Consider the following 7,471-nt stretch of genomic DNA (forward strand, 5'->3'; position numbering starts at 1 on the left):
GGTCAGCGACCACCTGTCCAACCCCATGGCGCCACACAACAGCAGCAAGTAGAGGTTAGCAAAGGTGAAGAGGGAGGCTGCCCGCTGCCGGTTGTGCGGTTCCTGGAGCAACTGCACCGCCTTCCAAATGAGAAGGGATCCCAGCAGGGTTGCCACACTCAAGTAAAAGGATCCCAGCACGTGCAGAGGGTAAACCAGCAGTAGACTGACTGGCACCATTAGCAGAGCGTAGAGGAGAATCTGGGCGGCAGTTGGCCTTTCTCCTGCCACCACCGGCAGCATCGGCACCCCGGCGCGGGCATAGTCCTCTTGCTTTAAAATCGCCAAGGCCCAGAAGTGGGGCGGGGTCCACAAAAAAATAATGGCAAACATCACCCAAGCAGCCCAGCTCAGCTTGCCCGTAGCCGCTGCCCAGCCCACCAAAGGTGGGATTGCCCCTGCTGCTCCGCCGATAACAATGTTCTGGGGGCTGGAACGCTTCAGCCAGTGGGTATAGACCCCTACATACACCAGGATCCCTGCCATGGCTAAGCCAGCAGCCAGCCAATTGGTAAAGCAGGCCAGCACACCAAAGGACATCAGAGCTAGGATCCCGGCAAACATCAGGGCATGTCGGGCCCGAATGCGACCGGAAGGCAGAGGACGGTGGCGGGTTCGCTCCATCATCCGATCAATATCGGCGTCGTACACCATGTTGATGATATTGGCTGCGGCCGCCGCCATCCCTCCCCCCAAGAGGGTGACACCAAACTTGAAGGGATCCGTATTGCCCGCCATCCACATCGCTCCAGCCGTGGTCATCAGCAAGAGGGCGATGATCTTCGGCTTCACCAACTGGCTATAGCTGTGCAAAACCTGCGCCAGACTTTGGCGATGGCCAAAAGGGATCCCTGTCACCGTGTTCTGACAAGGATCTGGACGGTAGGTTGGAAGGATATCTGCCATGGAACTACTCGCCGTTCATTTCTGGGGCTGCGGCTACCCCCCGAGGGATCCTTCCCCCAAGGCTGTTGCTCATCCGCCAGGCCAGCACCGTAAAGCCCAGCAAGCACGCCAGCAAAGCTGCCCCAATCATCTGGTGGGCTACCGTCAAGGGCTCCACCTGCAGCCGGTAGCGATAGGTGAGAATGCCAACCCCCACTTGCGCCAGCAAAAGGACTACGGATCCATGGCCCAGCCGCTTGAGAATTCTTGGGATCTGCTGCCGCCGCCAACTCGTAGCCACCGCCACCAGCAACACCGCCAGCGTGGCCGGAGCCACCCCTAGCAAGTGACTGTTCATCACTCCGCACAGTTCACCAGAAGCAAAGCACTGGTGTAACGCCCATTGGGAAGCCACCAAAGCCCCAAGCAAGCTCTGGACGTACACCAGCAGCACTGCCCCCAAGCCGAGCCAGGGCAAGTAGCCAACAGAAGCTCTCCCCTCCTCAGAGGGAGCGACGCTTGGCAAGGCCAGCCATCCCAAGGTGAGTAGCGTGGCAAAAAACAGCAGGCCCGTGCCCAGGTGGGCCGTCACAATGTCAAAGCGCAACAACTCCGTTACCGTCAGCCCGCCCAGGATCCCTTGGGCCACGACCAAGACAAAAGCCCAGCTCAGACCCCAGGGCAGCCAAGTGGGCAAAGCCTGCCGCTTCCGCCAGGCAAACCCCGTTAGCACCAGGGTGGCCAAGCCCACCCCGGCAGCCACCAGGCGGTGAAACCACTCTAGAAACACCTGCAGGTTCATCTGCTGCGTCGGCACCAGCTCTCCATAGCAGAGGGGCCAGTCGGGACAGGCAAGTCCAGCATTCATGACTCGAGTGGCACTGCCTAGCCCCATCAACAGCCAAGTAGCCGCCGCTAGGCCCAGCAGGGCTCGCCCCATGTGCAGGGAAAGCTCCCCAGGCGGAACGGGATCCGAAGCCGAAGAGGGGACGTGAGATGGAGAAATTGAGGAGTCCATTGCAGTTTGAAGAATCGAAATCTAGGGAGAGCAGTCCACAATTGGCACTCAAAAATGCGCGGAAGCAACAGTTAATAACTCGATCCCTCTAACCCCTTCCTATCCTGGGTGGTGCTTCTCTAGAGGCAGAGGGGAGACTCGCTTGCAACGAATCTTAAATGCAGCTTTGCAACTGGCGAAGGTTTTTAAGGATTTCTTTGGGCCAAGCTGCCCTTCCTCAGTAGACGTCGCCAACGCTCCGGCCGAAGATCCCGAAGAGATCCCTAAGATGGCCAATTTTCGCCGGCTCCTGGGATTTGAATAGAGAGGAGTCTAAGCCTGCTTGGGTTCTGTTTACAGAACCTGCTAGGGCAGGCACGTCGTGGTGGTAGCAGCGGGGAAAAGCAGCTGTGAGCGCGCTCAAGAATATCTTTTTGGTGGGGATCGGGGTGCTGTTGACCCTGGCCAGTCTCTGGTATGGCCAAAATCACCATCTGCTTCCGGAAGCGGCTGCTAACTCGGCTCCCTTGTTCGATAGCCTCTTCAACACCACGATCACCATCGCCACCGGGATCTTTTTGGTGGTGGAGGGAGTGCTTCTCTACTGTGCCTTTCGCTACCGCAAGCGGCGAGGCGATCGAGGAGACGGGGATCCCAACCACGGCAACGTGCTGCTGGAGATCGTCTGGACGGCGGTGCCGGCGGTGATCATCCTCTGGTTGGGCCTGGCCAGCCTCGATGTCTATCAGGCGGTGTATGGAGGCGCCGATGTGGGCGGTCACGTCCACGCGGCCATGGCGATGGGGTCTTCCCAGGAGACGGAAGCAGGGGATCCGGGCTATGCTTACACTCCCGCGGTGCTGCCGGGAAAGGAGAGGGGTCAGCCAGATCTGGTTGTCCAAGTTCAGGGCATGCAATATGCCTGGATGTTCACCTATCCGGAATCGGGTTTGGTGGCCGGCGAGCTGCACCTGCCTCTTAACAAGCGGGTGCGCTTGAACATGACGGCTATGGATGTCAACCACGCTTTCTGGGTGCCGCAATTTCGCCTAAAGCAAGATCTCATCCCAGGCCGAGAGACTCACCTAGAGTTTGTGCCCACGCAGCTAGGAACCTATCCCATCATCTGTGCCGAGCTATGTGGCCCTTACCATGGAGTGATGGTGGCACAACTGGTAGTGGAGACGCCGGAAGAGTTCGAGCGCTGGCAGCGGGAGCAACTGGTGGCTGCTCGTGGCGAGAACAACGCGCTGGCCTGGGCGGGGGACCTTCACCCCTCTCCCTCGGAATCTGCCTTCGTCCAAGTTCACCAGCAGCGTTTGGGCCTCTCGCCTGCTGATCTAACCTCTCTCAAACTGCCCAAGGACTCCGTCCCGCTGACGCGAACGGGATCCCTTCCCTCAGCGGGCTAGAGAGATCCCTTTCCCCTTGACGGACGTTCTGGTGACGCCAGGAGGAGCCTTTTGCCATGACCCAGCTACAGGACAATCCCACCTTTGCCGCTGCCCCCAAAGCCAGCCTGGAGCCTGCCGCCGAGCCCTGGTGGCGCTTTTTTACCTTCTCCACCGACCACAAGGTGATCGGGATCCAGTATTTGGTAACTGGCTTTTTCTTCTACTTGGTGGGAGGAGCGCTGGCTACAGCCGTGCGGGCCGAGCTGGCCACCCCCGAAGCCGACTTTCTCGGCTTTGAGCGCTACAACGGTGCCTTTACCCTCCACGCCACAATCATGATCTTTTTGTGGATTGTCCCGGCTTTGATGGGGGGCTTTGGCAACTACCTGGTGCCGCTGATGATTGGAGCGCGGGACATGGCTTTTCCTAGGCTAAACGCCGTCGCCTTTTGGCTAATTCCACCCAGCGGCCTTTTGCTTCTGGCTAGCCTCTTCCTCGAGGCCCCGGCAGCGGGTTGGACCTCGTATCCGCCGCTGAGCCTCATCAGTGGGAAGGTGGGAGAAGAACTCTGGATCCTAAGCATTTTGTTGGGCGGAACCTCTTCCATTCTGGGGGCCGTGAACTTTATTACCACCATCCTCAAGATGCGCATGCCCGGCATGAAGATGGAGGATATGCCTCTGTTTTGCTGGGCGATGCTAGCTGCTTCCATCATCACTCTCATTGCAACGCCGGTTCTGGCTGGGGCGCTGATCCTGCTTAGCTTTGACCTGTTGGCGGGCACGGCTTTCTTCAACCCCAGCGGCGGCGGGGATCCGGTGGTGTACCAGCACATGTTCTGGTTTTACTCCCACCCGGCGGTGTACATCATGGTTCTGCCGGTGTTCGGCATGATCTCGGAGATCTTGCCGGTACATGCCCGCAAGCCCATCTTTGCCTACAAAGCCATTGCCTACTCCAGCTTGGCCATCTGCTTTTTGGGCTTGATTGTCTGGGTTCACCACATGTTTACCAGCGGTACCCCCGACTGGATGCGGGTGTTCTTCATGATCGCCACCATGGCCATTGCCGTTCCCACCGGGATCAAGGTGTTTAGCTGGCTGGCGACTCTCTGGGGCGGCAAGATCCACTACCGGACGGCCATGTTGTTTGCCATGGGCTTTATCTCCATGTTTGTCATCGGCGGCTTGAGCGGGATCATCCTTGCTTCGGTGCCGTTGGATATCCACGTCCACGACACCTACTTTGTGGTGGCCCACCTGCACTACGTGTTGTTTGGCGGCAGTGTGTTTGGCATCTATGCCGGCCTCTACCACTGGTTCCCCAAGATGACCGGCCGGCTGCTGAACGAGTTCTGGGGACGGGTGCATTTTGCGCTGACCTTTGTCGGCTTCAACATGTGCTTTTTGCCGATGCACAAGCTGGGTCTAATGGGCATGCCCCGCCGCGTGGCTCAGTACGACCCACAATTTGCCGACCTCAACTGGATTAGCTCGGTGGGGGCTTTCATTCTGGCCATTTCCACGCTGCCCTTCTTGGTGAACGCCATCTACTCTTGGGTAGCTGGGCCCAAGGCCGGAGACAACCCCTGGCAGGCTCTAACTCTGGAGTGGACAACTTCTTCCCCACCGCCTGCCCACAACTTCTACGGGGATCCCATCCTGCTAACTGGCCCCTACGACTACGGCCTGCACAGCAAGGAGACTTTGGATTACTTGGCCGCCCAGTTGCAGAGCTTGCGGGAGCTGGCGCTGGCTGAGGCGGAGCCTACTTCTTCTTAGCAGGGGACTTGCCCGCTGGGTATCCATCCTCTGCTCGCCGGGTATTCCCGTCTTGATCTTGGCTGGGCTGCCCCTACAGTTTCAAGAAGTCTCTGGAATTTGGCGAAAATTGATTTTAAGTGGACAGGAATATGCAAGGATCCCTCGCTTCTGATGCCTTGATGGTCGGCCACACTCAGGCCCATGCCGCTCATGCCGAGCACCCAGATCATCGCGTTTTTGGTCTGCTGATGTTCCTGGTAGCGGAAGGCTGTCTGTTCTTGGGCCTGTTCATGGCCTATTTGGCCTACAGCCTCACGGCCCCGGTTTGGCCACCGGAAGGGACGCCGGAGCGGGAATTGCTCTTGCCTGGGATCAACACGGCAATCCTCCTCTCCAGCAGTTTGGTTATCCACCAGGCCAAGCCTGCCATCCAGGCCAATAACGTCAAGGGATTGCGGCTGTGGTTTGCCCTCGCTGCCCTGCTGGGGGCCATCTTCCTGGCCGGGCAGCTCTACGAGTACAGCCACCTGGAGTTTGGCCTCACCACCAACTTGTTTGCCAGTACCTTCTATGTCTTGACGGGGTTTCACGGGCTGCACGTAGCAGCAGGGTTGCTGTTTATTTTGGCGGTGCTTTGGCGATCCCTGAAGCCGGGCCACTACAGTGTCCAACACTACTTTGGCGTCGAGGCTGCCGAGATCTACTGGCACTTTGTGGATGGGGTTTGGATTGTGTTGTTTATCCTGCTCTACTTGCTCTGAGTCGCGAAGAGGGATCCCCCTCCCCAAGGCTGAAGGAGATCCCGGCCGAGCACGCTGTCCGTTAAATGGGCCATTGTGAGAACTGTCCCTGGACGGGGTAACAACGACAGAAAAGCTCAGGACTGTTGGAGAATGGCCACGGTCTGGATCAGAGCCTCTGGAAACACTTCTCGCTCCGGCTGACCTTGCTTGAGCTGATATTCCAGTTGTAGAAGTTGCTGCATCACCTTCAGCAGTGCTGAGCTTTTTAGGGATCCCACCTCTTTTTGTAAGAAGTAAACCCGGTTGGGGTTGGCAATCTCTGCTTTTTGGGCAATGACCTTGGGATCCCGTTCTCCCTCTTCCAGCAGTAGCTTTACCCACAGCCAGGTGCGGAATTGGCCCACCAACACTGCCAGGATCTTAAGGGGCGGCTCGTTGTGATCCAGCAGATGGTTCAGGATCTGCAGGGATCGATCCAAGTTGCCCTGGCGCAGGGAGGCGGCCAGTTGAAAGCTGTTGTAGGCGCTGGCAGGAACCAGAGCCTCGATTTGCTCAGGGGAGATGGGATCCCGCTGGCCTGCCGTAAACAGGGCCAGCTTTTCCAGTTCCATGGCCAAACGGCGGGAATCGTTGCCCACCGCCTCAGCCAACTTCTGGGCTGCCTCTGGGCTGAGCTTGAGAGCCCACTGTCGGGCCTCGCGGTGTACGTGCTTAAGAATGCCCTCTTCGTCCCAGGGGGGCAGTTGGGAAAACTCGCGGACAATGGCCCCTTGCTTGAGGAGTTTGGTGGATTTGAGACGTCCATCCGGCTTGCTGCTGGTGGTCAAGACCAGATGGGTTGTGGGGGGCAAAGAAGCTAACGTTCGCTCCAGTTCTCTTACCAACTCTTCGGAACACTGCTGGGTGAGCGTTGTCTCCTCCAGCCAAACCAGGCGGGCGTTGGATCCCAGAGGCGGCGTCATGGCCAGGTTCAGTCCGGCCAGGGTGGACTCCGGTGGCAGGCGATCGTAGTTAAAGGCAGCCCACGCGGGATCCAGCACCTGATCGCGCAGCTCTTGCACCGCCTGCAGGAGGCGATAGCTATCATCTCCCCAGTAAAGGTAGACGGGCATACTCCCCACGTCGCCTCAGCTTGGTCTCCAGCTTTTTTCCGTAGTTTCTCTAGGCGTTATTTTTACTTACGTTAATCAACGGGTAGCTTCTAATCAACGGGTAGCTTCCGGCCCTTTGTCCGGGATCTTCCGGAGAAAGCCTGGCCAGGTTTCAGCTTTTTTCTCTCTAAAAAGAGTGCCAGCTTTGCATGATCTAGCTTGGCAAATTCTGTATTCCCACTGAAGAACTCTCGTCAATCTTCTCCTAAGCTGGGCTTAGAGATGGGGTTGGAGGGAGGGCCGCAAGTATATGGACACTATTGGCGAACTGGAGTTCAAAGTGCAGGTTTTAGCGCGCTGCCTGGGATCTGCTTTGGGCTTGGGCCGGCCTACTCGTGTGCAAATTCATTACTGCAATTCCCCGCTCTTCAAAGCAGATCAGTCGGGAGCAGGGGTTCCCCCTTTCAGCTCTGAAGAGGTTAAGAGCTCCCAGCTCCACCCGCTAACCTCGGTTGCCTAAAGGGCACTATGAACTACCCCACCGCGCAGGCGGGTGGGG

Annotated in this window: 6 protein-coding genes; 3 read left to right on the forward strand and 3 right to left on the reverse strand. The window is 58.0% G+C overall.

The window, feature by feature from the left end; translation table 11 throughout:
- Both NW835_RS03750 and NW835_RS03755 read right to left on the reverse strand, forming a co-directional pair.
- The coding region (locus tag NW835_RS03750) for a heme o synthase (RefSeq protein ID WP_414414562.1) at positions 1-897 on the reverse strand (897 nt) is incomplete at its 3' end.
- Between the two features lie 52 nt (positions 898-949).
- Entirely contained in the window at positions 950-1,864 is a 915-nt protein-coding gene (locus NW835_RS03755) for a COX15/CtaA family protein (RefSeq protein WP_414414557.1), read from the reverse strand.
- 467 nt (positions 1,865-2,331) lie between these two features.
- Between NW835_RS03755 and NW835_RS03760 the strand changes: the two genes are divergently transcribed.
- From NW835_RS03760 to NW835_RS03770, 3 genes are all read left to right on the forward strand, one after another.
- Positions 2,332-3,333: a cytochrome c oxidase subunit II gene (locus NW835_RS03760; protein WP_414414558.1), complete on the forward strand. Its 1,002-nt coding sequence runs from the start codon at positions 2,332-2,334 to the stop codon at positions 3,331-3,333.
- Between the two features lie 56 nt (positions 3,334-3,389).
- Entirely contained in the window at positions 3,390-5,096 is a 1,707-nt protein-coding gene (ctaD, locus tag NW835_RS03765; RefSeq protein ID WP_414414559.1) for a cytochrome c oxidase subunit I, read from the forward strand.
- 131 nt (positions 5,097-5,227) lie between these two features.
- On the forward strand, positions 5,228-5,839 hold the full coding sequence (locus NW835_RS03770; RefSeq protein ID WP_414398813.1) for a cytochrome c oxidase subunit 3: 612 nt from the start codon (positions 5,228-5,230) through the stop codon (positions 5,837-5,839).
- 116 nt (positions 5,840-5,955) lie between these two features.
- Here NW835_RS03770 and holA read toward each other — a convergent pair whose 3' ends face one another.
- Complete coding sequence (holA, locus tag NW835_RS03775) at positions 5,956-6,933, reverse strand: DNA polymerase III subunit delta (protein ID WP_414414560.1); 978 nt, start codon at positions 6,931-6,933, stop codon at positions 5,956-5,958.
- Positions 6,934-7,471: the final 538 nt, after the last annotated feature.

It is taken from the genome of Synechococcus sp. OH2 (assembly GCF_047462155.1).
GTDB lineage: Bacteria > Cyanobacteriota > Cyanobacteriia > Thermostichales > Thermostichaceae > Thermostichus.

Coding starts and splice junctions, on each gene's coding strand:
- holA (WP_414414560.1), bottom strand. CDS start 6,933: ATGCCCGTCTACCTTTACTGGGGAGATGATAGCTATCGCCTCCTGCAG.
- NW835_RS03755 (WP_414414557.1), bottom strand. CDS start 1,864: ATGGGGCGAGCCCTGCTGGGCCTAGCGGCGGCTACTTGGCTGTTGATG.
- NW835_RS03770 (WP_414398813.1), top strand. CDS start 5,228: ATGCAAGGATCCCTCGCTTCTGATGCCTTGATGGTCGGCCACACTCAG.
- ctaD (WP_414414559.1), top strand. CDS start 3,390: ATGACCCAGCTACAGGACAATCCCACCTTTGCCGCTGCCCCCAAAGCC.